The 25,090-nt window shown below is 44.1% G+C and carries 19 protein-coding genes; 11 read left to right on the top strand and 8 right to left on the bottom strand.

All coding sequences use genetic code 11. The features are described 5' to 3' along the window. Nucleotides 1-86: 86 nt before the first annotated feature. Nucleotides 87-2,867 carry a cation-translocating P-type ATPase gene (locus MiAbW_RS06470; protein WP_151695426.1) on the top strand — a complete coding sequence of 927 codons (2,781 nt, stop codon included), beginning with the start codon at nucleotides 87-89 and terminating at the stop codon, nucleotides 2,865-2,867. 4 nt (nucleotides 2,868-2,871) lie between these two features. Beyond that, entirely contained in the window at nucleotides 2,872-4,671 is a 1,800-nt protein-coding gene (locus tag MiAbW_RS06465; protein ID WP_151695425.1) for an SLC13 family permease, read from the top strand. A 55-nt stretch (nucleotides 4,672-4,726) separates the two neighbouring features. On the opposite strand, the gene MiAbW_RS06460 is transcribed toward MiAbW_RS06465, so the two are convergent. The 3 genes from MiAbW_RS06460 to MiAbW_RS06450 form a co-directional block, all read right to left on the bottom strand. Further along, on the bottom strand, nucleotides 4,727-5,263 hold the full coding sequence (locus MiAbW_RS06460; protein WP_151695424.1) for a tetratricopeptide repeat protein: 537 nt from the start codon (nucleotides 5,261-5,263) through the stop codon (nucleotides 4,727-4,729). A gap of 203 nt (nucleotides 5,264-5,466) precedes the next feature. Continuing rightward, nucleotides 5,467-6,249 carry a transporter substrate-binding domain-containing protein gene (locus tag MiAbW_RS06455; protein WP_151695423.1) on the bottom strand — a complete coding sequence of 261 codons (783 nt, stop codon included), beginning with the start codon at nucleotides 6,247-6,249 and terminating at the stop codon, nucleotides 5,467-5,469. Then, a complete protein-coding gene (locus MiAbW_RS06450) occupies nucleotides 6,246-7,178 on the bottom strand; it encodes a GGDEF domain-containing response regulator (protein ID WP_151695422.1) in 933 nt (310 codons plus the stop codon). The genes MiAbW_RS06455 and MiAbW_RS06450 overlap by 4 nt, the downstream gene beginning before the upstream one ends. Nucleotides 7,179-7,393: 215 nt before the next feature. Between MiAbW_RS06450 and MiAbW_RS06445 the strand changes: the two genes are divergently transcribed. After that, complete coding sequence (locus tag MiAbW_RS06445) at nucleotides 7,394-10,321, top strand: DEAD/DEAH box helicase (RefSeq protein WP_151695421.1); 2,928 nt, start codon at nucleotides 7,394-7,396, stop codon at nucleotides 10,319-10,321. A 14-nt stretch (nucleotides 10,322-10,335) separates the two neighbouring features. Here MiAbW_RS06445 and MiAbW_RS06440 read toward each other — a convergent pair whose 3' ends face one another. Then, a complete protein-coding gene (locus tag MiAbW_RS06440) occupies nucleotides 10,336-11,289 on the bottom strand; it encodes a tetratricopeptide repeat protein (protein ID WP_151695420.1) in 954 nt (317 codons plus the stop codon). Nucleotides 11,290-11,586: 297 nt separating this feature from the next. On the opposite strand from MiAbW_RS06440, the gene MiAbW_RS06435 reads away from it, so the two are divergent. Beyond that, the gene (locus MiAbW_RS06435) at nucleotides 11,587-12,096 is read left to right on the top strand and encodes a YceD family protein (RefSeq protein WP_046660713.1); all 510 of its coding nucleotides are present in this window, start codon (nucleotides 11,587-11,589) and stop codon (nucleotides 12,094-12,096) included. A 62-nt stretch (nucleotides 12,097-12,158) separates the two neighbouring features. Here MiAbW_RS06435 and MiAbW_RS06430 read toward each other — a convergent pair whose 3' ends face one another. Beyond that, nucleotides 12,159-13,121 (bottom strand): glycosyltransferase family 9 protein, encoded by a 963-nt coding sequence (locus MiAbW_RS06430; RefSeq protein WP_151695419.1) that lies wholly within the window; start codon nucleotides 13,119-13,121, stop codon nucleotides 12,159-12,161. Between the two features lie 126 nt (nucleotides 13,122-13,247). Further along, on the bottom strand, nucleotides 13,248-13,850 hold the full coding sequence (locus tag MiAbW_RS06425) for a M23 family metallopeptidase (protein WP_151695418.1): 603 nt from the start codon (nucleotides 13,848-13,850) through the stop codon (nucleotides 13,248-13,250). Nucleotides 13,851-14,030: 180 nt separating this feature from the next. On the opposite strand from MiAbW_RS06425, the gene serS reads away from it, so the two are divergent. Then, entirely contained in the window at nucleotides 14,031-15,314 is a 1,284-nt protein-coding gene (gene serS, locus MiAbW_RS06420) for a serine--tRNA ligase (protein ID WP_151695417.1), read from the top strand. A gap of 55 nt (nucleotides 15,315-15,369) precedes the next feature. On the opposite strand, the gene MiAbW_RS06415 is transcribed toward serS, so the two are convergent. Next, nucleotides 15,370-16,530: a 2,3-diketo-5-methylthiopentyl-1-phosphate enolase gene (locus tag MiAbW_RS06415; RefSeq protein ID WP_151695416.1), complete on the bottom strand. Its 1,161-nt coding sequence runs from the start codon at nucleotides 16,528-16,530 to the stop codon at nucleotides 15,370-15,372. Nucleotides 16,531-16,937: 407 nt separating this feature from the next. Here MiAbW_RS06415 and MiAbW_RS06405 point away from each other — a divergent pair, with 407 nt between their 5' ends. Continuing rightward, entirely contained in the window at nucleotides 16,938-18,842 is a 1,905-nt protein-coding gene (locus tag MiAbW_RS06405; protein WP_151695414.1) for a polysaccharide biosynthesis protein, read from the top strand. A gap of 142 nt (nucleotides 18,843-18,984) precedes the next feature. Here MiAbW_RS06405 and MiAbW_RS06400 read toward each other — a convergent pair whose 3' ends face one another. After that, complete coding sequence (locus MiAbW_RS06400; protein WP_151695413.1) at nucleotides 18,985-19,173, bottom strand: hypothetical protein; 189 nt, start codon at nucleotides 19,171-19,173, stop codon at nucleotides 18,985-18,987. A gap of 202 nt (nucleotides 19,174-19,375) precedes the next feature. Here MiAbW_RS06400 and cobW point away from each other — a divergent pair, with 202 nt between their 5' ends. From cobW to MiAbW_RS06370, 5 genes are all read left to right on the top strand, one after another. Beyond that, on the top strand, nucleotides 19,376-20,410 hold the full coding sequence (gene cobW / locus MiAbW_RS06395; RefSeq protein WP_151695412.1) for a cobalamin biosynthesis protein CobW: 1,035 nt from the start codon (nucleotides 19,376-19,378) through the stop codon (nucleotides 20,408-20,410). Nucleotides 20,411-21,219: 809 nt separating this feature from the next. Then, nucleotides 21,220-23,271, top strand: coding sequence for a M3 family metallopeptidase (locus MiAbW_RS06385; RefSeq protein WP_151695410.1), 2,052 nt, complete (start codon nucleotides 21,220-21,222; stop codon nucleotides 23,269-23,271). A 141-nt stretch (nucleotides 23,272-23,412) separates the two neighbouring features. Beyond that, entirely contained in the window at nucleotides 23,413-23,964 is a 552-nt protein-coding gene (locus MiAbW_RS06380) for a hypothetical protein (protein WP_151695409.1), read from the top strand. A 248-nt stretch (nucleotides 23,965-24,212) separates the two neighbouring features. Further along, on the top strand, nucleotides 24,213-24,437 hold the full coding sequence (locus tag MiAbW_RS06375) for a hypothetical protein (protein ID WP_151695408.1): 225 nt from the start codon (nucleotides 24,213-24,215) through the stop codon (nucleotides 24,435-24,437). After that, nucleotides 24,434-24,718: a type II toxin-antitoxin system RelE/ParE family toxin gene (locus MiAbW_RS06370; protein WP_151695407.1), complete on the top strand. Its 285-nt coding sequence runs from the start codon at nucleotides 24,434-24,436 to the stop codon at nucleotides 24,716-24,718. Before MiAbW_RS06375 ends, MiAbW_RS06370 begins: the two co-directional genes overlap by 4 nt. Nucleotides 24,719-25,090: the final 372 nt, after the last annotated feature.

Below are 25,090 nucleotides of genomic sequence, written 5' to 3'. Positions count from 1 at the left end.
TCCCTGATAACTGATATTGTGATATGTAATTAGCTTAACTCGCTTACCTTTTTAGTTCACGCGTACACCCTCTTCAATCGATCGCTATGACTTTTCCCACTACGTCCCCCCAAGTCTCGGAGATAGAGAATAATCGTGCTTGGCATAATTTAACTGGCGAACAAACCCTAGAAATCCTGAGAACCAATGGGGAAACTGGCTTAAACGAGGCCGAAATTGTTAAAAGAAAAGATATTTTCGGTTTAAATGAACTAAAGGAAACGGGGGGACGTAGCCCGTTAATGATTCTCTGGGAACAGTTTACTAACATTATGTTAGTGATGCTGATTGCCGTGGCGGTGGTTTCGGCGGTTTTAGACTTGAAAAAAGCGGAATTTCCCAAAGACGCAATCGCTATTTTTACGATTGTTATTTTAAACGGTATTTTAGGATATTTACAGGAAAGTCGGGCAGAAAAGGCTTTAGCCGCCCTTAAACAGTTATCCTCGCCCAAAGTCCGGGTTATTCGCAATGGTAGCACCTTTGAAGTGGCAGCCAAGGAACTTGTACCCGGGGATATCATGTTACTGGAAGCGGGGGTACAAATTGCCGCCGATGGCAGATTATTAGAAGCACAAAACCTGCAAATCCGGGAGGCTGCCCTCACGGGTGAAGCGGAATCGGTGAATAAACAAGCACAGAAGGTTTTACCGGAAGATGCCTCTTTAGGCGATCGCATTAACCTCGTCTATCAGGGTACGGAAGTAGTACAAGGACGGGGGAAAGTGGCGATTACCAAGACGGGAATGGATACAGAAATCGGTAAAATCGCCGCCATGTTGCAAGGAGTAGAAAGTGAACCCACACCCCTACAGCAGCGAATGTCGCAGTTAGGTAACGTTTTAGTGAGTAGTTCCCTAGCTTTGGTGGCTCTAGTCGTGCTTGGGGGCGTAATTCGCTTTGGTTGGCAGTTTTTTGAATCATTCCTCGAAACTTCCCTCAGTATGGCTGTGGCCGTTGTTCCCGAAGGTTTACCGGCAGTGGTAACGGTGACTTTGGCAATTGGAACCCAAAGAATGGTGAGAAGACAAGCTTTAATCCGTAAATTGCCGGCAGTGGAAACCTTAGGCTCGGTAACGACGATTTGCTCCGATAAAACCGGAACTTTAACTCAAAATAAAATGGTGGTGCAGAAAGTCAATACTTCCCACCATGTCATTACCGTCACGGGGGAAGGTTACGCACCCATCGGTGAGTTTAGTGGTGCTAGTGAAAGTGATCCCGAACTACAGGCAATTTTAACAGCTTGTGTGCTGTGTAATGATGCACTTTTGCAGAATCAAGCTCAAGAATGGTTAATTTTAGGCGATCCCACCGAGGGAGCTTTACTGACTTTAGCGGGTAAAGGAGGACTATATCGGGAAGCATTGGAACCAAAAAGCCCTCGTTTAGGGGAATTTCCCTTTTCTTCCGAAAGAAAGAGAATGTCAGTAATCTGTGAGAATGCCCAGTTAGGTTTGGGGGATTCTGCCTATTTAATGTTTACCAAAGGCTCACCGGAATTAATTCTCGAACGCTGTTCTCTGATCCAAGTTGGCGCAGAAAGTCAACCCCTAACAGATGAACAAAGAAGCCGTATTTTGGCACAAAATGACGAAATGGCGGGTAATGGCCTACGAGTCTTAGGTTTTTCCTATAAACCGATGACAGAAGTGCCAGAAGCGGAAAGCGAAGATAGTGAGGAACAATCCCTGGTTTGGTTGGGATTGGTGGGAATGCTCGATGCGCCCCGAAAAGAAGTTAAAGAAGCGGTTGCCCTCTGTCGTCAAGCGGGAATTCGTCCGATTATGATTACCGGAGATCACCAACTAACCGCCAAGGCGATTGCCATTGAATTAGGCATTGCTGCTGCCGGGGATCGGGTAATCACGGGAAAAGAATTAGAAAAAATGTCTCAGAATGACCTAGAGGGAGAGGTAGATGGTGTGAGCGTCTATGCTCGTGTTTCTCCCGAACACAAGCTTAGAATCGTCCAAGCTTTGCAAAAACGGGGCAAATTTGTTGCCATGACAGGGGATGGAGTCAATGATGCTCCGGCACTAAAACAAGCGGATATCGGTATCGCCATGGGGATTACGGGAACCGATGTCAGCAAAGAAGCCAGTGATATGATTTTGCTGGATGATAATTTTGCCACCATCGTCGCTGCCACCGAAGAGGGGCGCGTGGTTTACAGTAACATTCGGCGCTTTATTAAATACATTCTCGGCAGTAATATTGGCGAGGTTTTAACCATTGCAGCGGCTCCGCTGCTAGGTTTAGGCGGTGTACCCCTTTCTCCCTTGCAAATCCTCTGGATGAACCTTGTCACCGACGGTTTACCGGCTCTTGCTCTGGCAATGGAACCCGCCGAACCTAATGTGATGAAACGTCCACCTTTTAGCCCCCGGGAAAGCATTTTTGCTCGCGGGTTGGGTTGGTATATGATTCGCATCGGCATCGTCTTTGCCATTCTCACCATTGTTATGATGTACTGGGCTTACCAATATACTCAGGCAACCCCCGAAATCGGAGATCCCGGACGTTGGAAAACCATGGTATTTACTACCCTCTGTTTAGCACAAATGGGTCATGCTTTAGCGGTACGTTCCCATACCCAGTTAGCTGTGCAAATGAATCCCTTCTCTAATCCTTACATTATTGCCGCCGTGGGCTTGACAACGATCCTACAATTGTTGTTAATTTATGCTCCTCCTCTACAAAACTTCTTCGGTACTCAATGGATTAGTGGCACGGAATTATTAATCTGTTTTGGATTTAGTACCTTAATGTTTGTTTGGATCGAGTTGGAGAAGTTATTTATTCGCTGGTTCATGACGAAAAAATAAATCAATGCCAACACCAATTATTCTGACTTTAACGGTTTTAGTCGTGGCTTTAGTCGCTTTCGTGGCGGAATGGCTACCGGTAGATTTAACCGCTTTATCCGTGGCGATTGTCCTGATTCTTTTGGGTTTAGTGACTCCCGAAGAAGGTATCGCCGGATTTAGTAATTCTGCCACGGTGACGGTGATGGCGATGTTTGTGCTTAGTGCCGGAATTACCCGCACGGGAGTGATTCAAGTAGTTCGAGATCGCTTGCTGGTTTGGGGGGGCAAAAGTCCCCACCAACAGGTGTTTGTACTAGGAGCATTAGTGGGGCCAATTAGTGCTTTTATTAATAACACGGCAGTGGTGGCGATCTTTTTACCCATCGTTGAAGATTGGTGTAAAAAACAAAAAATTTCTCCTTCTAAGTTATTAATTCCCCTTTCCTACGCCACGGTTTTAGCGGGGATGATTACAGTGGTGGGAACTTCTACTAACATTCTCGCTAGTGGTATTTCTGCCAAGCTGGGTTATGGGCAATTTAGCTTATTTCAGTTCACTGCTTTAGGAGTAGTAACTTTTTTAGCAGGTTTGATTTATTTAACAATTTTTGCCCCAAAATTACTACCCGATCGCAAATCTTCCACGGGGGAATTTTTAGACGATGATTATGGTTCTAAAGTATATCTGAGTGAGGTAATTATTAGCCCTCGTTCTAATCTTATCGGTCAAACTTTATCGGAAAGTGGACTACAAAGAAAGTTTGATTTTGATGTGTTGGAATTAATCAGAAATAAGGTACATTTACCGCAACCTTTAGCCGATAAAGTTCTCAATGCTGGCGATATTTTAATCGTTCACAGTAGTCGGGAAGAACTATTAAAGATTAAAGATGAACGGGGATTAGAAATTTTTGCCGATCTCAAATTTCAGAAAGGAGATATTGAATCGGCAATTACTACAGGTGAGGAAAAATTAGCCGAGGTTTTGATTCTCTCTAATTCCCGTTTAATTGGGACAACTTTAAAAGATTTGAAATTCCGCCAGCGTTATAATGCAACGGTTCTAGCGATTAGACGTGGTTCGGAATTACTGCAAGGAAGATTAGGCAAAATTCCTTTAAAATTTGGTGATTTGCTCTTAGTTCAGGGACCAAAACAGAGTTTTATTGGTTTACAAACCACGCGAGAATTATTAGTTTTAGAAGAGAAAGAGATCGAATCATTGCGACAGGATAAAGGCATTATTGCTTTAATGATTACTTTGTCGGTGATTATTATTGCCGCTTTTGATATTCAACCGATTCTCGTCACCAGTTTAGTCGGAGTGGTTTTAATGGTAATTACTGGCTGTCTAAAACCGGGGGAAGTCTATGGTTCCATTCGTTGGGATATTATCTTTTTATTAGCGGGTTTAATTCCCCTGGGTACTGCCATGGATAACTCAGGAACGACTAAATGGTTAGCAGATAATTTAGTGGCTATCGGCGGCAATCTTTCGGGGTTTTGGATATTGGTTTTCTTCTATCTAATTACTTCAGTTTTAACCGAAATTCTTTCTAATAACGCCGCCGTGGTGTTAATGATTCCCGTCGCCGTGGAAGTGGCAAAAACTTTGGGTTTAAATCCTTTGGCTTTTATGTATGCTGTCACCTTTGCTGCTTCTAATAGTTATCTAACACCAATTGGCTATCAAACTAACACTATGGTTTATGCCCCCGGCGGCTATAAATTCCTCGATTTTACCCGTTTGGGTGCGCCCCTAAATTTAATTTTGACGATTTTAACCCCTAGTTTAATTGTCTTGTTTTATGGCTTGAAATAAAGGAAGAGATCGAAGATTCTTCGATCTCTAAAAAGAATTTGATCATTAGTCAAAACTATTTCGATTCAGCAAAGCGTTTACGCAGGGATTCGGTGCGCTTTTTCGCTACGGTATTATTAGGATCAAATTTGAGAGTTTCTTCGTAGGTTTCGAGAGCTTTTTTTGCCATTTGTTTCTTTTCGTAAACATTGCCAAGATTATTAAGAGCGATCGAGTATTGAGGATAAAGTTTAATTGCCTCTTTGTAGTTACGAATCGCTAATTCTAATTGTTCTTGGGCAAAATAGGAAAAACCGATCGCATTGTAGATTAGGGCTTGATTTTCTGGTTCGATGCTTTCTTCTTCAGACATTTTTAAAGCCTTTTGCAGTAAACTCAAGGCTTGAACATAGAGTTTTTTATCCAGATAAAGGCTCCCTAATTCATAGTATTCTTTAGCTGTACCTTTCTCTTTTTGCAATTTCTTTTGTAGCTTGTTAAAGGTTCCTTCCACTCGACGGGTTTTAACGATTTGCACGATGACAAAAATTCCTAAACCAATCACGAAAATTAGCAATCCAGAAACGTAAATAAGCGGCAGGGTGTCTTCCATAATTAGCGATCAAGCAATCAATATTTTTATACTTATTCAATCAGATTATAACAGGATTTAGTCAGTTATCAGTGATCAGTGATCAGTTATCAGTTATCAGTTATCAGATGTGAGTTTTCCGTTCACTGTTCACTGTTCACAGCAAAAAACTCCCTTCTCCCCCCTCCCCACACCCCACACCCCACACCCCACACCCCATCACCCTATCTTCCCATTTCCCGAATTCTCAGGGGTAAACCCCAATAGTTCACCCGTTCTGCTAACCAGCCGGTGGATTCTAGCCGCTCGATCGCTTGATTGACGCGTTCTCGGAGACTTTGGTACTGTAAACCTTTAGGGAGAACGACTCCTAGAGCACTCGCCCCTAACTCGATCGGTAATTGACGATAATTGGGGAATTGCTGCACCCAACCAGTTAAAAGGCTATTATCAGCCGCAAAAGCGTCTATTTCCCCCGTTTCCAGTAAATTTAAAGCTTCTTGATAGGAAGCAACCCCGCGCAGGATAGCGTTAGGCAAATTGGAACGCACAAAGGCGATTGTCGTCGAGCCGTTGAGTACGGCGATTCTAGAGTTAGCTAAGTCTTCTAAACGCTGCAATTGCGGGTTTTTCGTCACAAAACCGCTGCTATCGAGGTAATAAAAGGGGCTAAAATCCACTAAGCGCTGACGTGCAGGAGTAATCGCCACACGAGCGATCGCCAAATCCACCCGATCATCAATCACCACCTGTAAACGTTCTTGATTACTAACGGGTTTAAGAATAATAGCACTGTCAGAACCGAGAATTTCTGCCGCTAGACGTTTAGCGATGTCGATTTCCAATCCTTGCAGATTACCCTGAGAATCAAGGAAAGCGAGGGGAGGGAGATTATTTTTGACAGCGACAATTAATTTTCCCCGGCGTATAATCGTATCGAGATCGGCACTCAAACTTGGGGCTACACCTAAGAGCAAAAAACCAAGAATCAATAATAAATTTTTCATACTGTTTTACCTAAACTAACTCGATTCCTACCTTGATTTTTAGCGGCGAACATGGCACGATCTGCCCGCTCGATAACCGCTTCTAGATTATTATCTTGAGGGCTAAATGTTGCCACACCAATACTAGCAGTAACTCGCACTTTTTGTCGATCAATTTCAATATTTAGCTGATTAATTACTTGACAAATGCGCCAGGCTAAGGTTTCAGCATCCTCAAGATTAGTTTCTGGGAGAATAGCGACAAATTCCTCGCCCCCAAAGCGCCCAAAACTATCCACTTGACGCAGACAGTTTTTAATTGCCCCAGCGACGGTAATTAAAGTTTTATCTCCTAGGATATGCCCAAAGGTATCGTTAATATGTTTAAAATGGTCTATATCGATGACTAAAACCGAAAAATAACGATGATAACGACGACATCGTTGAAATTCTTTCTCACCTAAGTAGAGAATCTCTCGACGATTATTTACCCCAGTTAGGCTATCAGTTCTGACTAGCTTTTCTAGTTGAGAATTGATCTTTTTAAGTTCTTCTTGAGTCTTTTTTAGTTCTAAATGAATTTTAACTCTGGCTAACAGTTCTGAACCATGAAAAGGTTTATTTACATAGTCCACAGCCCCAGAATTAAAAGCATTGATAATATCTTCTTTTTCTTTACTATCTGTTACAAAAATAATCGGTATATGAGTGTATAAATTATCGCTTTTTAGTCTTCGGCAAAGTTCTAGCCCCCGCTTTTTTGGCATGATTAAGTCCAGAATAATTAGGTCAGGATTAGCAGTTTTTACTCGTTCTATTGCCTGTTGAAAACTACTAGCGCAAGCAGTTTCATAACCAGCAGAATCAAGAATCTTCATAGCCAATTCTAGATTTTTACTGACATCATCAACCACTAAAACCAGACAGTCTTGAGGACGAAATTTAATCATGATCAGTAGGTATAATTAATCAAGCTAAGGACAAAATAGAGATACAATTATTAGTGATACAGCATTTCTTATACAGGTGAAGTATGATGGGATTGGGCATCACCCCTAAAGGTTAAGCTTATCCCTAGTTTCTAGAAGTCTGCTTTTTTCGACTAGAATAAAAAAAGCCAGTCAGAATAGCCACAATTAAAAAAATTTCTCCTCTTAGACTTGACGTGAAAGAGTCCCTCAACCCTACTTCTTCGGATCTCAAAACCATTTTTCCCTTTAAACTCGACGACTTCCAGCACTCGGCGATCGCCGCTCTCGCAGCCGGTAAATCAGTGGTAGTCTGCGCCCCCACGGGTTCCGGCAAAACCTTAATCGGAGAATACGCCATCTATCGCGCCCTAGAAAGGGGCAAACGGGTTTTCTACACCACTCCCCTGAAAGCTCTTTCTAACCAAAAATTCCGGGATTTTCAAGAAAAATTCGGTCGCACCCCCACCGATGGTGATGAGGATTCCCCGCTGCTGTTTGCGGAAGTGGGATTGATTACCGGCGATGTGGTGATCAATCCTTCAGCGTTAATTGTAGTCATGACTACAGAAATTTTCCGCAATATGCTGTACCAAACCCCGATCGGTCAGGTAGGCACTTCCCTAGAAAACGTGGAAACCCTGGTTCTCGATGAATGTCACTATATCAGCGATCGAGGTCGCGGCACCGTTTGGGAAGAATCAATTATCTACTGTCCCCCTAGTATCCAATTAGTTGCCCTCTCCGCCACCATCGGCAACCCGGGAGAACTCACCGACTGGATTAACTGGGTGCGGCAACAGCCCCAACCCAGCGACAATAAACAGACCTCCAGCTGCGAGCTAATTAACTCCGATTTTCGCCCCGTCCCCCTGCGCTTTTATTTCGCCAATAAAGAGGGATTATTCCCGCTGCTCGACCCAAAACAGAGCAAAGTTAACCCGAAACTACGCTCAAAAGTCGGCCACGGCAAACCCCGACGCTTAAAACGAGAAGATTGTCCCACCATCGCCTCGATTGTCACCACGCTGCGGGACAAGGATATGCTCCCAGCCATTTACGTCATTTTCAGCCGTAAAGGTTGCGATCAGGCGATTAGAGAGCTAAAAAACCTCAATCTCGTTAATCCAGAAGAATCTAGAGCCATTTACTACCGTTTACTCATTTTCTTCCTGGAAGATAATCCCAATCTGCAAGAACTGACCCTTTCCTTCTTTGCCGTCGAAAATCCGCCTTTACACCAAAAATTACTGGCTTTTTTCGCTAATAACCCCCAGTCCGACGATCAACTTCTCAGCCTCTTAACCGCCGATTCCGAGACGAAAAACCAACTATTTGAATTCCTGGCCAGTGCTTCCCAATTGGTGCGCGCCGACCAAGTGGAACCCCTCACCCGGGGCTGTGGTGTTCACCATGCCGGGATTTTACCCCTCTGGAAAGAATTAGTCGAACAACTCTTTGAAGCCGGTTTAATTAAGGTGGTTTTTGCCACCGCTACCCTCTCGGCCGGGATTAATATGCCCGCCCGCACCACTGTCATCTCGGCCCTCTCCAAACGCACCGATGATGGCCATAGTATGCTGACTCCCTCGGAATTTGTCCAGATTGCTGGCCGGGCTGGTCGCCGGGGAATGGACGCGGTCGGCCATGTGGTGACAGTACAAACGCCCTTTGAAGGGGCAAAAGAAGCGGCTTTCCTGGCCACCGCCCAACCGGAACCCCTGCAAAGCTGTTTTGCGCCCAGTTACGGCATGGTCTTAAATCTCCTGCAAAAACACAGTCTAGAGGAGGCCAAAGACCTCTTAGAGCGCAGTTTCGCCGAATATCTCGCTCGTTTGAAGTTAAGCCCCGAACGACAACAGATTACCGACCTAACCACCGAATTAGCTAAGTTGGATATGGAATTAGCCGGTATCGAACGAGAGCAGGTCTTCAGTTACGAAAAGCTACGGGAAAGACTGCGGGAAGAAGAAAGACTGTATAAAATCCTCGCTAGTCAGTCAGAGGCCCATAAAAGACAAGAAATACATCTAAAATTGCCGAATATTCCCGTCGGAACTATCCTCCATCTCAAGGGCAAACATATTAAGGTTCCCGTCCCCGTCCCCGCCATCTTCGTCAATACCCTGCACGGAGCCGGTCAAGTGCGAACCCTTGTTTGTTTAGGTAGTGATAATCGCTGGTATTTAGCCGCCTATGCCGATATTAGCGAGATAGATCGAGGTTTTCTCACTCCTGCGGAATTAGGCGAACTGATACCCCCTTCCCTAGAAGCAATTTCCCTAGGGGGTTGGCGCAAGGGTGAGGAAAATACTCAGGCGATCGCTGATTTAATCCCCCAACAAGTGCAGGGCATCCCACCAGTGGCGGAACTGGCAACACAATCACAAAAAATTGAAATTGTCAATAGTCAAATTGCCGCTCATCCCCTGCAAAAACGCAAAAATCCGGGGCGATTGATGAAATTATACTACGATCGAGAGATTGCTCGCGATAAGTTACACAAAACCCAGATTAAATACCAAAAACAACAATCGCGTAAATCCTACTACTGGGAAGAATTTCTGAATCTAATCGAGATTTTGCGGGAATTCCAAGCATTAGAGGGTTATTTGCCCACTCCCCTCGGAGAAGCGGCGGCCACTATTCGCGGGGAAAATGAACTCTGGTTAGGATTAGCGATGATGTCCGGAGATTTGGACAGATTGAATCCTAGCCAACTAGCCGCCGCCATCAGCGCCATGATTACGGAACCCCCTCGCCCCGATACTTGGTGCAATTACCCGCCTGTGCCAGAAGTTATCGATATTTTGCGGCAAGGAGAGGGAAATTCCCCCGGTCTGCGAGAAGTTCGCCGTTTACTCTATCAAGCTCAATCTCGCTACGATATCACTATTCCCGTCTGGTTAGAAACCCAACTGATGGGGATTGCCTCCCGTTGGGCCCAGGGGACATCCTGGCCGGAATTGTGCGAAAATACTAGCCTTGATGAGGGAGATATAGTGCGATTATTACGGCGCACCGTCGATGTTCTCTGGCAAATTCCCCAAATTCCCCAGGTTTCCCCAGTCCTTAAAGATAATGCCCGTCTCGCCGTCACCGCCATGAAGCGCTTTCCTTTGTAATATTGATCACTATTTTAAACAATGGGAGATGGTAGGGAAAGTAACTGTTGGTGAATCTGCTCGATTAGGGCGAGGATTTGCTGATAATTGTGGTGCAATCCCTGATGATAGAGGTGATTTGCTCCTTGATTTAAATCCGCTAAAGCTGATTGATAATAACCCAATTGATGCCGCAGTAATCCCCTTCTAATATAGGCATCGGCATAAAAAGGATCGATGGCAATCGCTCGATTTAAATGGGTGATCGAGCGTTCGTATTCACCTAATTGGTGAGCGGTACAAGCTAGATTATAGTAGGCTGAGGCGTTATTTTTATTTAACCGCAGAGCTTGAGTAAAATCCGCTTTGGCTGAGGTAAAATTGTGGAGGGCTAAATGAGATAAACCTCGATCATTATAAATAGTGGCTAAAGTGTCGGGTTGCTGGTTGGTAATTTGACGCAAGGATTGATTAAAATCGGCTAGGGCAAGGGGATAATTTTTCATGGCCGCCTGAACTAAACCCCGATTATAGTAGGCTTGATAATAGGTGGGTTTTAACCGGATAGTCTGGTTATAATCGGTCAGTGCCTGTGAATAATCTCCCAAACGATAAAAAGCTAAACCCCGATGGAAATAGGCTAGATAATTATCGGATTGCTGTTGTAAAGAGCGGGTGCAGTCTTGCCAAGCGTGCAGATAATCCTGTAAATAAATCTCAGTTAAACAGCGATTACTGTAGGCTAGGGTTAAGTTATTTTCCTGTTCGAGCGACTGATTGAAATCCTGCAAGGCTTGCTGATAATTACCCGCCTCTAGTTGTTCAATTCCCGATTGCAACCAGTAGGATAAATGTACTGATTGATCCGCTTTTCCCGGCCGAGGCAATCCCCCCAGCACAAGCGAGCAGAGCAGTGCAACCATAACCAATCCACCGAGACGAGGAAGAAAATTTTTCAAAACCGTTGACATAGGAGTATCTTTGTGCATATACTCCCAATTCTGAGGAAACTTTCTCGATCGATCAACAGACAGCCTGTCAAATACAGTTATCAGTTATCAGTTATCAGTTATCAGATGTGAGTTTTCAGTTCACTGATTACTGTTTACTGTTCACTGTTCACTGAAAATACACCCCACTTCCCACAGTCTAGGACTGGTCTATGTCTGTAGAGGTCGGGGCTGCGATAAGCTAATAAAGGAAAGATTGTCACCGAGCAATTATGGTGGCGTTACTCGCTAACGCAGTTGACACCCGATAACCGATAAATGATACAGGAGTTATCTATGGAAACTATTTTTATCCCCCACCTCCTCAAATCTCCTGATCGACAAAGAGTAATCATCATCGATAATTTTATCCCCGGTCTAGAAACCTTGACACCGGTGCGGGGGACCTTGCTGGTTAGACATGGGGGGAATTTTTTGGAAGTATCGGTGAAAGCAGAAACCATCGTCACCTTAACCTGCGATCGCTGTTTACAACAATATAATCATCGTCTGCAATTAAACACTTCCGAATTAATCTGGCTAGACAAAAATAAAGACTACGATAGCTCCTATCCTCTAGAGCGAGAAATAGCCTACGAAGACCTCTCGGAAACCCTCGATCCTAACGGGGATTTTGACCCGCAAATGTGGTTATACGAGCAGTTATGTCTGACTCTACCCCCCCGTCAACTCTGCGGAGCCAATTGTCAACCCCCCGATTTTCTCCTTCCAGAAAATACTGCTATCGATGGTCGTTGGGCTTCCCTAGAATCCTTGAAAAGTCAGTTATCTCAATCGCAAAATTGAGCCTTGATGCTGATTTTTTTTCGGGTTTCGAGCCACGAGAAAAGCGATCGAAACCCGATTCTTTACCTGCCCCAAATCTTTTTCAGGACAGTTTCGGGAGTAATATCGGCGACTTTTCCCGTATTAGCTTCAATATATCGATGACGCTCTCCCCCGCTCGGTAAAACTCTCTTAGACAACGAAGGAACCAGCAGGGAGAGGGTATAGGTTCCCACGGCCACGGCTAACTGTAAAGGGACACTTTCGGTAGCTAATAATAAATTGGCACCGGCGATCATGGCGGACATTTTACCGATATCGGCCGTTCTGGACACTTTTAAGTTATTATCCATAGCTTTGAGGGCTAAAACCCAAGCTTCATCCAGTTCTCCCTGAATCGCGACAATTGGCAAATCCGGTTGTTGATGGCGAATGCCTTGGATAATTTCTAGCCAACTCTCTAGGGGATAAACCGTTTCCAGTCCTTGGCTGATACTGAGATCGCTACCGCCGGCGTAGAGGAGAATATAGCCGCTATCCTTGATCTTGAGGCGTTGCTGCTCCATTTGGGCCCAATCGATATCATCCCGATTCAATGTTATTTTTAAAGGTGGACAGGGTGCGGCAATCTTTAACCCTTTGACCAGTGCGTGATAATGATCCGCTAGATAGCCTTCCGTTGGCTGGGGTACTTGTTCCGATAAGAACCAGCTGCCATTATTTTCATAGCCTATACGGTTAAGAACACCATTTAACCAGAGTAAAAGGTTGATAGCCGGACGATTGGTGAGACTAATGGCGATTTCGTACTCCCGGTCTCGAATTACTCCCAAAATATTTAAATAATCCGCTAATCCGAACTGATCTCGATAGTCAAATAAAAGCACTTCCCTAACCTGGGGACAGAGACGATAGGCAGCCTTTGCCCTAGGTTCGACCAAAACATCGATTGTGCTTTGGGGGTAAGTTTGCCGGAGGGTTTCTAGAGTGGGAAAAAACAGCAGTTGATTGCTAATTCCTCCCGGTACAAGGGTTAATATTCGCATTTTATCTAGATATACCTGAATCGATCAGCTTAATTCTAGCAGTGTCCCTCGTTATTCACTAAATCTGGGCAGCAATGTTTTTTCTCAACAGAATGCGATCGCAGATTCTCTAATTACCCCTTCCTCTTAACTATTACCCGAAGGATTAGAACCGTACATAGCATTTAAAACCAAAGCGGGGTCAACGTATTGATTGCCGTACATCAGTCCCCAGTGCAGGTGTGGTCCGGTGGTGCGTCCTGTCATTCCCACTCTAGCCATACGCGCCCCTGCCGGTATATCCTGACCGAGAGTAAGGACGATTCCCCCTGACCTATCAATCAAAAAAGTACCGCGGCTATCGGATTGAACCGAACCCATGAGATGACAATAAATATGTGTCCATTGACCAGATTGCATCTTAATCATGGTTCCACAGCCTGTATGATCGGATAATTCGACGATTCTGCCGGTCCACCAATTGCGGATATAACTGCCCAAGGGTGCAGCTATATCTAACCCGGCATGAAATTGTTGACTGCCATCCATGGGAGAGAAACGATAACCGAAACCGGAGGTGTAGGTTTGAAAGTTTTCCACGGGAAAGGAAGCCCCGGCCCAAGCATTTTGAGCTATGAGGGTGGGATTAGCTTTAACGGGGTGTAAACGGTCAAATCCTAGAGAAATTAACGTTACAAGACAGCTAATCGCTAAAAAACGCAGGAATTTAACTGGCAGATACTTTAGCATGAGACTTACTCCAGACACCACAATTAAATATACCGCTAATTTTACCGGCGGCTTCCAACCGATATTTTAGTTAAGTTTTGAGTTATTATTGACCATTGGTTAGGGGTTGAGAACATTTCCCCTCAGGCTGCCGATTCCCCGACTCCCCCACTTAATTTTTACTTTTTACTGACTCGTACCATGTTAGACCTAAAGCAAATTAGAGAAAATCCAGAGGAAGTACAGAAACGCTTAGATAGTCGGGGAGGTAGTTATGATATTGCCCCTATTTTCCAGTTAAATCAACAACAGAAGGCCTTAGAGTTAGAACGCAGCAGTTTACAGGCCCGGGGGAACGAAATCGGTAAACTGGTGGGACAAAAAGTGAAAAGTGGCAGCGATGTTAACAGTCCCGAAATCTTGGCACTGAAAACAGAAGGAAACGAGATTAAAAGTAAACTAGCTCAATTAGAACCGCAGGAAAAAGAGATTAAAGCGGCCATTGACCAAAAAATCTTAGATTTACCCAATTTACCTAGTGAAACCACTCCCATCGGTAAGGATGAACGGGAAAATGTGGAAGTCAAACGCTGGGGAGAGGAATATAAACCCACCAACCCGAATATTTTGCCTCACTGGGAAATTGGGGAAAAATTGGGCATTTTAGACTTTGAACGGGCAGTAAAGATCGCCCAGAGTCGTTTTGTTAATCTTATCGCCCTCGGGGCAGCCCTAGAAAGAGCTTTAATTAATTTTATGCTTGATCGCCATATTGTCGCTGGTTATACAGAAGTTTTGCCGCCAATTTTAATTAATAGTGACTCCCTGCGCGGGACGGGACAACTGCCAAAATTTGCGGAAGAAAGCTTTAAATGTCGAGATGATGAGCTTTGGTTAGCACCAACGGCAGAAGTACCCGTAACTAACCTTTATCGCGATGAAATCCTCTCATCGGAGCAATTACCGATCAAACACTGTGCCTATACCCCTTGTTTTCGTCGAGAAGCGGGCAGCTATGGCAAAGATACGAGGGGCTTGATCCGTTTGCATCAATTTAATAAGGTGGAAATGGTCAAAATCGTCCATCCTGACGCTTCTGCTCAAGAACATGAAAGTTTAGTCGCTAATGCAGAGGCAATCCTGCAAGCTTTACAGTTGCCCTATCGGGTGATTGAATTGTGTAGCGGTGACTTGGGTTTTGCGGCCGCTAAATGTTATGACTTAGAAGTGTGGCTACCTTCGGCTAATACCTATCGGGAAATTTCCAGTTGTTCTAATTTTAGAGACTTTCAGGCACGACGGGCAAATATTCGCTTTAAAGAAAAAGGGCAAAAAGGCACTAATTTTGTCCACACCCTCAACGGTTCGGGATTAGCGATCGGTCGTACTATGGCCGCTGTTCTAGAAAATTATCAACAGCCGGACGGGACAGTAAAAGTGCCGGAAGTGCTGCAACCCTATCTAAAACGACAAGTTATTTGTTAATTTTTCTAAAAATGCTTGACAAAATGTCTCTATAGTGAATTTGAAAAAGTTGCTCTTAACCCCACTCTACAATTGCCTGTTTTAAGGCTCCTTCGGGCAAATTGGCTGGATCAAAAGACTCACCCGCTTCTATTCTGGCTAAAGCTTCAAAAAAAGCCCTCACACCACTGGCAGGCCCCGATGGGTGGTCCATAATTCCGGTTCCCGCATTGAGGATAACATTACGTCCGTAATCCCCAAGGACCTGGGGAACAATACCTGGACGAATGCCGGCCGAGGGAACTGGAAAAACGTTTCTATCGCGCAAAATATCGCGAATTTTGCCCTCCTCCTGCGGATCGAAGGGTAAACTACCGTAGGCGGCGGGATATAGCACCGCATCGGCTCCCGCGTGGGCCATCATCGTTCCCAAAACCACAGAATAGGCTAATCCCGTATCGCTACCAGCACACATCGCTCCAGCAAAGGCAGGATGGGCGAAAATAGGAACATCGATCGCCGGATCACTGGCTAAAGCTTCTAAAACGGAAAAACCGTAGGTAAGAACGTTTAATAACAGGGCATTAGCCCCATGTTTCACCAATAAACGGGCTTTTCTCTGCAATTCGTCCGCTTTTCCAGTGACATTGACCGCATAGAGAACATTTCTGCCGGTTTGCTGCCGCACTTCCTCCAAAACCCGGCGACAACAATCTAGGCGCTCGTGGGTGGGAGCCACGGGAAGATCCGCCATGATTTCATCATCTTTAATCACGTCTAAGCCAGCAAAAGCCACTTCTCGCAGGATATCGGCGTGATCTTGGGCCGATAGTCCTAAAGCGGGTTTAAAAATTGCCATGACTAGAGGTCGATCATAAACCCCCAAACGTTGCCTAATTCCAGTGATTCCCACCTTGGCCTTCGTGCCGTAGCTTTCGGGGAGATACACCCCCACCACTTTTCCGGCTCCAGCCATGGAATATTTGCCGAAAATCATGGTTAAAAGACTGGCGATGTCATTTTCAACGTTTATCTGGGGAAAACGCACCCTAGCCACCTTATAACCGTCGGCTTCCTCCCTGATCCCCACCACTTCCGCTAGGTGTTGTTGCAGCTGCTCTTGACGATGACTATGGCGCTCGCTCCAAGTGCCGGCGGTTTGACCGATAGCGATCGTTTTTGCCTGTTTTTCGGCATTAATAGCGGGAGGAAAGCGATAATCGACAATGATAGTCATGACAAGTCAAAAGGTAAAAAAAGCGAGTGGGAATTATCAATTATAAATTATCAATTATGAATTGGGGAGGTGGGGAGATGGGCAGAAAAAGCTGCCTCTTGCTTATCCTAATTAAGGGGTTCATTTTGTCCGATTACTTAATAACTGGTATATTTTGAGCATTCCCTGAAATATAAGCTATTTGAGGTTATAATCCAATAATTTAGGCTCTCTTATTGTTTGTGTGATCAGTTTAAATTATATAAGAGCGATCAATGTTTGTGTCCTTTGTGTTTTTGTGGTTCGTTCCACTTGGTCTCGCGTAGCGAGCGCGTTGCGACCGCCAGCAGGAATGTATCTTAGAATACATTTTACCCACCAAACCCAAGAGAGACTAATAGACTTAAAATTAATTAATCAATTGGACAATGTATAGAAAACTAGCGAACAAAATCCTTAAATTAGCTAATTCCCTATCTAGGTCATCGAAGCGATCTCTTTTAATGGTCAGCGACTGCCTTATTTTTAGTCTAAGCATCTATCTGGCCTTCTCTCTCAGGTTTAATCTGAGCCTCGAATATCAGCAAATTAGACCTTTTTTCGGGGAAATACTCAGCTTAATTGCGATTAAACTTCTAGTTTTCTATCTCAAAGGTATTTACAGTCCCGTAGTACGTTATACAGGATTAGAGTTTCTTTCCTCCGTACTGCAAGCGGTTCTCTATAGTTCAGGGGTTTTAATCAGTCTGGCCTACTTTCAAAGGGATGCCTTTTTGCCGCGTTCAGTCCTAATTATCGACGCATTGTTAACCCTAGTATTGGTTATCGGGGTGAGATTGTTGATTCGTTCTGTCTTTCACCGTCTCAATATTTACGTCAGTAGTGTCGATAGGGAACCGACAATTGTTATCTATGGTGCGGGGATTGTGGGTTGTCAATTGGCACGTTCCCTACAAAATGACCCCCACTATCGTTTATTGGCCTTTGTTGATGATAATCCCGATTTGCAGCAGCGAGTTATCCAAGGTATTAGGGTTTATCCCTCCTCTCAATTGGCACTACTGCACCAAAAACGGGCTTTTGACTGGGTTGTTCTCGCTATTCCGAACCTAGACAAGGTCAGAAAGCGGCAAATCATCGAAAGTCTAGAAATTTTACCCATCGTCATTAAAACCATCCCTCCCCTCTCAAAAATTTTATCGGGAGCAGCGGCCATCAATCAGATTCGCAGTATTGATGTCTCGGAATTATTAGGACGCGAAGAAATTCTACCCCATCCTGAACTTTTGGGAAAAAATGTCACTGGTAAAGCGGTCTTAGTCACTGGGGGTGGCGGTTCCATCGGTTCGGAATTATGCCGACAAATCGCCTTCCTCCAGCCAAAATGCTTGGTAATCTACGAATTAAACGAGTTTTCCCTCTACAAAATCGATCTCGATTTAAGCGAAAATTATACCGATTTACGCAAGTATGCCTATCTAGGCAATGTTCTCGACCGCAATCATCTGTCCCGAGTCATCCAACAACACCAAATTGAGACAATTTATCACACGGCCGCCTATAAGCACGTTCCCCTTGTGGAAGCCAATGCTAGTCAGGGGGTTTACACTAATGTTTGGGGTAGTTTAAATGTCGCTCAGACTGCGATCGAGAATTCAGTTAGTAATTTAGTTCTTATTTCCACTGATAAGGCCGTCAGACCGACTAACATTATGGGGGCCAGCAAACGCTGTGCTGAGTTAGTTATACAAGCTTTGGCCGCTTTACCCGACAGTTCCACCTGTTGCGCTATCGTCCGCTTTGGCAATGTTCTCGATAGTAGCGGTTCCGTGGTGCCGCGTTTCCGCGAACAAATCGCCCAACGTAAAAATATTACCCTCACCCATCGCGATATTATTCGCTATTTTATGTCTATTCCGGAGGCGGTGCGTTTGGTTATGCAAGCAGGAGCCATGGCTGAGGGGGGTGAGGTATTCCTGTTAGATATGGGTGAACCGGTAAAAATTTACGATTTGGCCCTACAGATGATTCGTTTAAGTGGCTTGGAATTAGGGCAAGATATCGACATTGAAATCACGGGATTAAGACCGGGGGAAAAACTCTACGAAGAATTATTAATCGATACCGATAAAGCTCGTCCCACCGCTCATCCAAAGATTTTTTGCGCTAATGAACACTTTCTTGCTTGGGACAAATTGCAAATCAAATTAGAGCAACTGCTTAATTATATTCAAGTTAATGACCGTCAGGGCTTAGTTAAGTCCCTACAAGATTTAGTTCCCGAATACTGTCCCTCGCAGCAAATAGCCAGCAATTTGTCAAGTAAAAAGTAATACTAAATCCGTTTAATATAGGCTACTTATAGAGGAGAGGCAAAAGGCAAAGGGGGGGATAAATAATCAGTTTTTAATACCTGGATTTAGTATAAAAAGTAAAAAAGAGGAGTTTTACCTCTCCTCTTTTTGCCAAAATTTATTAATCTAATTGAACCGAATGCTCTTGTTTTAATTGCTTTTGGATATTTTTTACCGTCCGCTCAATTTTATTGATTCCGGGAGAAGAATGGCGATTTATTCTATCAGCTAGAGGAGAAGTTTGTTGAATAGCAATGCTTAAATAAAGAGGAAAAGCGAGGGTAAAGGCTAAAAAAAGACGTTGTAACATGATCCACTCCCACAAAAGTTTTTCAGCGATTATTTAGCCGGCTGAAACTTCTAACAGAATAACGACTAACTAGGAAAATTTCAGCTAGTTTGTGACAGTCCGGCAATTGGTAGAGCAATCCTAAAGAATTAGCGCTGAAACCCTCAACCCTAGACCGAGAGTCTGATACATTGATCTAAGAACATGATTGATCGCTCTATCTATGCACAAAATTCCAGTTACTGTGATCACGGGTTTTCTGGGTGCGGGAAAAACTACCCTCATCCGTCATCTACTGCAAAATAATCAAGGCCGACGGGTGGCCGTTATGGTCAATGAATTCGGAGAAGTGGGAATTGATGGTGATTTGTTGAAAAGTTGTCAGACCTGCGACGACAACCCCAACGATAATATTATGGAATTGACCAACGGCTGTCTGTGCTGCACAGTACAGGAAGAATTTCTCCCCACCATGCAGAAATTGCTGGAGCGACGGCAACAGTTGGATTGTATGCTGATCGAAACTTCGGGATTGGCTTTACCTAAACCTCTGGTTCAAGCTTTTCGCTGGCCAGAAATCCGCAACGGTGCGACGGTGGACGGAGTAATAACTGTGGTGGATGGTTTTGCCGTCGCTAGGGGGCGTCTGGTGGCGGATTTAGACGCTTTAACGGCACAAAGGCAAGCAGACCCCAATTTAGAACACGAAACGCCCATTGAGGAGTTATTTGAGGATCAGTTAGCCTGCGCTGACCTGGTACTCTTAACTAAAACCGATCTCATCAGCGAAATTGAATTAGAAAAAATTATTAATTGGCTGAAAACACAACTGCGATCAACGGTAAAAATAGTTACTTGTGCCGATGGACAAATTAGCCCCGATGTGCTACTGGGATTTAATGCCGCCGTCGAGGATAATTTAGCTAGTCGTCCTAGTCATCATGATCACGAGGAAGAACACGATCACGATGATGAGATCAATTCTGTGCAGTTTTGCCTCGATTCTCCCGTAGATGCTCGAATTTTGACCCAACGTATCAAAGAATTGGTGGCCTTAGAAGAAATCTATCGGGTCAAGGGATTTGTTAACGTGGCCAATAAACCCATGCGTATGGTGTTACAGGGAGTCGGCGATCGCTTTGATTCTTTCTTCGACCGACCCTGGCAATCCACAGAAATGCGGCAAACCCGCTTGGTCTTTATCGGCCGCTCCCTCGATAGTCAGAGAATCGAGCAGGCCTTAACTAGGGTTTGCTGAAGAATTTCCTAGGGACAGGGTGTGGGGTGTGGGGTGTAGGGTGTGGGGTGTGGGGTGTAGGGAAGGAAACCTCTTTCATCTGTGGGGGTGAAAATTTTTTCATCGGGACTGCCTCCTGCCCCCTGCCTGACCCCACCAACAAACTTTTTGCCGCAAACCCTATTTATTCTCCCCTCTCCCTTCTCCCCCTCTACAATAATTCTCGTAGCCAGAAATACGTTAGGGCTTATCATACTTTGTGCTTTTTGTCAAAAAAACTTTTTTTTTGCAATAAAACTACACAAAAAAAAGATCATCGTTGTGGGTGAAATTGACTGATTTAACCGTCTTAATTAGGATCACCTTCTAGGTGTGGCAAGGGTTTCAACTATTGCTGCCCAAAAAAGCACAGAATAACCCACTATGAAATTCAGTAAAATCGCTGTAACCATGATAACATCGTTGTTAAATAAAAATCTTTCTCAATTAATTCTTAAGAATTTGTAAATATGGCGGAATGTTAATTTTAATATTCTCAAGTTTTTGCACTCAATCAATAAATTTTACTTATCCTTGGCCAACATCGGGTTAGAAGTCAGTATTCTCCGAGTCGGGAGACAGTATTTATGAGATAGGAGAGAGGTTTTAGGTGTTGGGGTTTTAGGGTTTTAGGGTTTTAGGGTTTTAGGGTTTTGGGGTTTTAGTTCAATTTCCCCACACCCCACACCCCACTGAAAAAGCTCTGGCACTCGATCGCCCGGATAGATGGTCGGGGATTTGGGTTAGGGTAGTAAAAGATACAGATTACTCACCCTTGCAGACCAAAAATTATGACGAATACCAGTAACCCGCTGCTTGCCGGTCAAGGATTACCGGCTTTTGACCAAATCCAACCCGGCCTGATTGTCCCTGGCATGACGCAACTTTTGCAGGAACTAGCCCGAGAATTAACCGAACTAGAAGCGCAGATTGCCCCCACCTGGGAAAAATTGGTCGAACCCCTCACCCGGATTGAAGAACGTTTAAGCTGGAGTTGGGGGATTATCGGTCATCTGATGGGGGTAAAAAATAGCCCAGAATTGCGTCAAGCTTACGAAACCGTACAACCGCAGGTAGTCGAGTTTATTAGCCGTTTAAGCCAAAGTAAACCCATTTATGAAGCATTTTTGTCCCTGCGCCAAGGGAAAAGCTGGACGCAATTAGACGAGGCACAACAGCGCATTGTCGAAGCTTCCCTGCGGGATGCCCAATTAGCCGGGGTGGGATTAGCAGGGGAGAAAAAAGACAGATTTAACGCGATTCAACTGGAATTAGCCGAAATCACCACGAAATTTTCTAATAACATCCTCGATGCCACCAAAGCTTTTCAACTGAAACTAACAACCCCAGAAGATATCGCCGGTTTACCCCCTAGTCTCCTCAGTTTAGCAGCCCAAACCGCCCGCGCCCAACGGGAAACTAACGCCAGCACCGAAACCGGCCCCTGGGTGATTACCCTCGATTTTCCCAGTTATTTCCCCTTTATGAAGTACAGCGATAATCGGGAATTGCGAGAAAAACTCTATAAAGCCTACGTTAGTCGGGCTGATCTGGGAGAATTGGATAATAATCCCTTAATCGATCGCATTTTGCAACTTCGTCAGGAACAGTCCCATCTTTTAGGTTATAGTACCTACGCTGAGGTCAGTCTTGCCCGGAAAATGGCCAATTCTGTGGATGAAATCGAGAAATTGCTTGACAATTTGCGTCAAGTAAGCTATGAAGCGGCAAAACAGGATTTAGAGGCCTTAAAAACTTTTGCGGGAACCGACGATCTCAAGCATTGGGATATAGCCTATTGGTCAGAAAAACAGCGTCAGGCCAAGTTTAACTTTAGTGCCGAGGAATTACGCCCCTATTTCCCACTACCACGGGTTTTAGAAGGCATATTTAGCCTCGCTAAACGGATTTTTGGGGTAGAAATTATCGCTGCCGACGGTAAAGCACCTATCTGGCATCCCGATGTGCGTTATTTCCAGATTAACGACGAAATAGGCGAAAAAATCGCCTATTTCTACCTCGATGCCTACAGTCGTCCCGCCGAAAAACGCGGCGGCGCTTGGATGGATGTCTGTATCGGTCGGGCCAAAACCGGCACCGAGGTGCGTTTACCTGTGGCTTATTTAATCTGCAATCAAACGCCTCCAGTGGACGGAAACCCCAGTTTAATGACCTTTGAGGAGGTAACTACCCTATTTCACGAATTTGGCCACGGTTTACAGCATATGTTAACCACTGTGGATTATTCCGGCGCGGCGGGTATTAATAACGTTGAGTGGGATGCGGTGGAATTGCCCAGTCAATTTATGGAAAATTGGTGTTATGATCGCCCTACTTTAATGAGTATGGCCAAACACTACGAAACTGGTGAAACTCTCCCCGAACATTACTATCAAAAACTGCTTCTAGCGAAGAATTATATGAGTGGTTCGGCTATGCTGCGTCAGCTACATTTGTCTTTAGTAGATTTGGAATTACACCATCGTTATCAACCCAATGGCGGCGAAACTCCTAAACAAGTCAGACAGCGTTTAGCGGCGACGACGACGATAATTCCTCCCCTACCTGAAGATGCTTTCTTGTGTTCTTTTGGGCATATTTTCGCTGGCGGTTATGCGGCGGGTTACTATAGTTATAAATGGGCAGAAGTTCTCAGTGCCGATGCTTTTGCCGCTTTCGAGGAAGTGGGATTAGATAACGAAGAAGCAGTGAAAGCGATCGGTCGCCGTTTTCGCGATACTGTTTTAGCTATGGGAGGAAGTTCTCATCCTATGAATGTTTTTAAAGCTTTCCGCGGTCGCGAACCCAGTACCGAGCCTCTCCTCCGTCATAGCGGCTTATAAAAGTAGCCAAAAACTTTTCTTTGTGGTGCGTTACGGCAATATTTAGCTCTTGATTTTTTCCTTAAAAACAAGGGATTGCCTAACGCACCATACTTGACTACTATCCTCCATTTCCAACATACTCGTTGAGGTAAGAATTTTATGTACAAACGTATTTCTGACATTCTTGGAATCCCACTAGAATTTCAAGTATTCATGCTAACTTTTATTTTCATATTATTTCTTTCCCCATATTTTTCCAACGTAGACTTTGGTATTTTTAAAATTCCAGAATTTACACAAAAGGCTAAATCAAAGCTAAAAATCATCGGTCCGATTCTCCTTTTATTATTCTTCATACCGATAATTCCAGCGCCTCCTCCAGACTGCAATGAAAATCGGCAGATTACAGTCACCGTACAATATCCATCGGGATCCCAACAAGAAGAAAATGCCCAGAAGTTACGACAAGAGTTAAGCGATCGTGGATTTAATGTTCCAGGGGATCGCCCAGAACCAGTGCCAGAAAGAGCCGCTCCACCACAAGGTCAGGCATGGATTAAATATTTCTATGATGATGATCTTACGGCAGCAAAATGCCTTCAAAAGGTTGTAAGTCAACCTCTTATTAAGAATGCAAAACTACAGGACAATACAGGGCTACAAGGAGACTATAAGCGTGGAACTATAGAAGTATGGTATCCGGCAAAATAATCGCAACATATTTCAGCAAGCTTTTTGCTTTATGGTGCGTCCAGAGTCACTCTTTTTCTTGTTCTTCTTGAGGTTGGGATAACTCCTATCCCCCATTCCCAACATACAAGGCTGCGTTAGCGTAGCGTAACACACCTTTCCCACCTCAATGCTCAAGCTTGTTGTCGGGAGGGAGTGCAGCATCTAACTCATCGCTTTATTGTGATGACATATCAGGAAAAAAAGTTAACTAACAGGAGTAAACTTTAATGAGTATCGCATTTTTTCAAGATATTATCGAATCGGTGGAGAGTCTATCCATTGAAGACCAAGATTATTTGTTTGAGCTAATTTGTAAAAGACGCATTGAGAAACGCCGGGAGGAGATGGCTAAAAATGGCGAAGAAACCTTAAAATCTTTAGCAATGGGAACAGCAAAAAAAGGCAGCGCTGAAGAGATAATGGCTTATTTGTTAGAGGATGAAGAAGAATGAAATTAGTTGCTGACAAAAGCTTTAAAAGAGCTTTTCAACGCTTAATCAGCAAAAATCCTCAACTACAAAGCAAGGTATCAGAGGTTCTACATTTGTTAGCAGATAACCGGTTCACTCCTTCTTTAAAATCTCATAAGCTGACAGGTAGATTAGAAGGTTATTGGTCATGTTCTGTTAGTTACGATTGTCGTATTATTTTTACTTTATTGCGTCAAGATACTGATTCAGGAGAAACTTTAATTGTTATAGTTGATATTGGCAAACACGATCAAGTTTACTAATTTATCTCTTGAATTTGTTCTTTCTTATCCACTGTACAATCACAGTGCGATATCTTCTACTTTTCTAGAGTGCGTTCCCTGAAATTTTTGGTTTTGAAACCCTTTAACTACTGTATATTTTTATTAAGAATTATCTGTCCCTTGTAACATTAAATCTTGATTCTTAACAAATTACCCTAGATTCTCAGAGAAAAACTGATTATAATAAAGGGAACTGAACAGAACTGCTCGATCGATAGATAACTGATTAATTAAAGTTTTATTACTTTTGATGAACTGGTATTAAGATAAGTAAATTTATTCTTGATCGCCTCCTGAAAGTGAGAAGAAATAGTTTTAATAAACAAAGAGTTTTCAACTTGGCAAAAATCC

Origin of the sequence: Microcystis aeruginosa NIES-4325, assembly GCF_008974145.1 — a bacterium.
Classification (GTDB): Bacteria; Cyanobacteriota; Cyanobacteriia; order Cyanobacteriales; family Microcystaceae; genus Microcystis; species Microcystis aeruginosa_G.
The sequence above is the reverse complement of the archived record's forward strand: the minus strand, read 5'-3'. Positions and strand labels throughout refer to the sequence as shown.